Source organism: Polaromonas sp. P3_C2 (genome assembly GCF_056402675.1).
The window spans coordinates 1-2,535 of sequence record NZ_JBFUGX010000598.1 but is presented as its reverse complement, the minus strand read 5'-3'; the positions used below and the strand labels follow the sequence as shown (position 1 = coordinate 2,535).

General features: G+C 60.9%; 2 protein-coding genes. One reads left to right on the top strand and one right to left on the bottom strand.

Annotated features, from left to right (window positions below; translation table 11 throughout):
* Nucleotides 1-228 precede the first annotated feature (228 nt).
* The gene (locus AC1DWI_RS19535) at nt 229-1,620 is read right to left on the bottom strand and encodes an esterase-like activity of phytase family protein (protein WP_477725504.1); all 1,392 of its coding nucleotides are present in this window, start codon (nt 1,618-1,620) and stop codon (nt 229-231) included.
* A 147-nt stretch (nt 1,621-1,767) separates the two neighbouring features.
* Between AC1DWI_RS19535 and AC1DWI_RS19530 the strand changes: the two genes are divergently transcribed.
* Nucleotides 1,768-2,535 (top strand): 7TMR-DISMED2 domain-containing protein (locus AC1DWI_RS19530; RefSeq protein ID WP_477725503.1); only part of this gene is annotated, 768 nt, incomplete at its 3' end.

Here is a 2,535-nt window from a genome sequence, read left to right as displayed (position 1 = left end):
GCGTGGCGCTGGATGCGGTCGATGCACCCACCTTGCTGGTGGATCACAGCGCCACCCTGCGTGCCGTGGAGCAGCAGTGGCCCAAGATCAAGTTTCATGCGCTGCGCGAGCACGCCGGGCTGGTTTTTCAGTCAAAAATGTAAGTTATTTTTGGCCTGCAGGCCAATCAGGACGTGCGCTAGCAGCTATAAAAGTAATAGCAACTTCGCTCACGCCTGATGCGCGGGCTTACTGCGCCTTGAGGAAATCACCCACTTCCAGCAGGATCAGCTCGTTGTCGTCCGCCTTGTTGGGCTCGCGGCTGCTGGAAAACGGCAGGTTGTTGTCGTTGCCCACCACGATGTGTGTGGCGTCCACCACGTCCACGTTTTCAATCGTGAAGAACGGGAAGGTCAGCACGCCGTTGTTCAGGGGTTTGCGCGCCAGCTTCGCCGGGTCGGCAATGGCCATCAAATCGATGTAGCCGATCTTGCGCAACGCACCACCGGCATTGGCGTCGCTCAACTCCACCTTGTAGACACGCTTGAACTTTGCGATGTCGTGGAAGCAGTCCGTGCGCTTCTGGCCTTCCGGGCAAGCCTTGTCGGCCGTGCCTTCGCCGTTGTCGCGCTCGATGATCAGGCCGGTCGTGCCGTCGATCATGTTGAAGTCGCCGATCGCGTGGCTGTTGCTCTCCAGCATGTATTTCCAGTGGCGGCCGGTCCAGGATTCGCTCTTCACGTCAAACTCCAGCACGCGCAGGTAGTCCTTGCCGCCCACGTTTTCATTGCCTTTGGTGGCGGCGTCATACAGCGCGCCCTCCAGCAGCGCATACAGCTTGCTGCCGTCTTTCGAAGCWGCCATGCCTTCAAACCCCTTGGAGCGRCGAACCTGGAAATCCACCGCRCCGCCYGGCACGCCGGGAGTYGTCACRGCCGGATGGTCGGGCGAACGCACGGCCTTGCCGTCGACCAGCGTGTCAAACACCGCCAGCACTTTGCCCTTCATGTCGGCCTTGATCAGGAAAGGGCCGAACTCGTCGCCGATCCACAAGGCGCCACCGGCGAACTGGAAGCTTTCGGTGTCAAAGTCGCTGCCCGTGAGGTAGCGCTGCTTCGTGCCTTCATGAACGATGCGGAACGGCACTTTTTTCTCGGGATCGTGCAGAAAAATCGTTTCCAGCCGCTTCATGGCGCCAGCCTTGAAATCGACCTTGTAGYGGTTCAGGTACAGCATGGCATCCGGTGAATTGGCTTTGGAGCCAAAGCCGTTGTCGGTCAGGATCCAGAAACTGCCGTCGGGCATTTTCTTGATGCCTGAATGGCCCTGCAAAGGCTGGCCCTTGAAAGGCAGGCTCACACCCGTGGGCCTGCCGGCAGACAGGCCCTCCACCGTGCCCAGCGCTTCCGTGCGCTTGCCATTGGTGAACTTGCCGCTGACCTGCAGGTCCTGCGGCGCATCTTTGGGCGCTGCAATAAACGACCGGGCGGGCGCCACCACATGGCCGGCCAGCGTGGCCGGAAAGGCGGTCTGGGCTTGCAGCGGCGCAGCCAGCGCAACGGTTGCCAGCGCAGGAAGGATGGCTTTGAAGAGAGATTTGAATGCAGGGCGCCGATTGGCGGCAAAACGGGAAGAAGGCATGGGCAATCCACTGTTGAAGAAAGCCGGATGGTGGCCAACGCATGTGACGCCCTGATTACACACAGCGCCCCCGGGTCCGCATCGGGTGTTTGCACGGCAGGGCTAAGGCCTTCCGGGCAGGCCGTTTTTTTGCAATAAGCTATACAGATGTATCGAACGGCAAGCCTGCGTGCTTTTTTCCTGATGTTGCTCTGCGCATTCTTCGGCGCAGCCCATGCACAGGTCTTTGACCGCCTGTACGAAGACAGTCCCACAATCACACTGGCCCAGCCGCTGCAATGGGTCGCGGTGCCCAAGGATTCCATCGAGTCACCTGATGCCTTGACAGCCGGCGATCCCGCAACCGGGTCGTGGACCTTCCAGCCCTATACAGACGACTCCATCCTGCCCACCTCGAACACTCAGGATGTCTGGGCCACTTTTTCACTGCCGGCCACCGAAGCCCTGCAGACCTGGTACATACGGATGCCGGGCCAGGCGATCTTCAAGGCGAGCCTTTTTTCGCGCAACCCGCAAGGCGGCTGGCTGGTCCAGTCAGCAGGCGAAGCGATTGCCCCGGCCGCGTGGGCGCTACGCACCCGTGTGCCGAGTTTTGAACTGCAAACGCGCGGCGACGGCATGCAGACCTACTACCTGCGCTTTGAGCACCGCAGGGCCATCACGGCGCGGCCCATGCTGCTGTCGCCCATTGAGTACATCGACGGCGCGTCCCGGGTTGGCGTGGTGATCGGACTGATGTGGGGAATGTTCAGCCTGCTGGCCTTTCTGTGCCTGGCCGCGTTCGTCATGGCGCGCAACAAGGTATTTTTGTGGTTCGGCGCCGTCGTGGTCACGCTCATGTTCACGCAACTGGTGCTGATCGGCTATGGCGGCTGGCGCATCTGGCCGCACAGCGCGCACCTGAACCAGGTCATG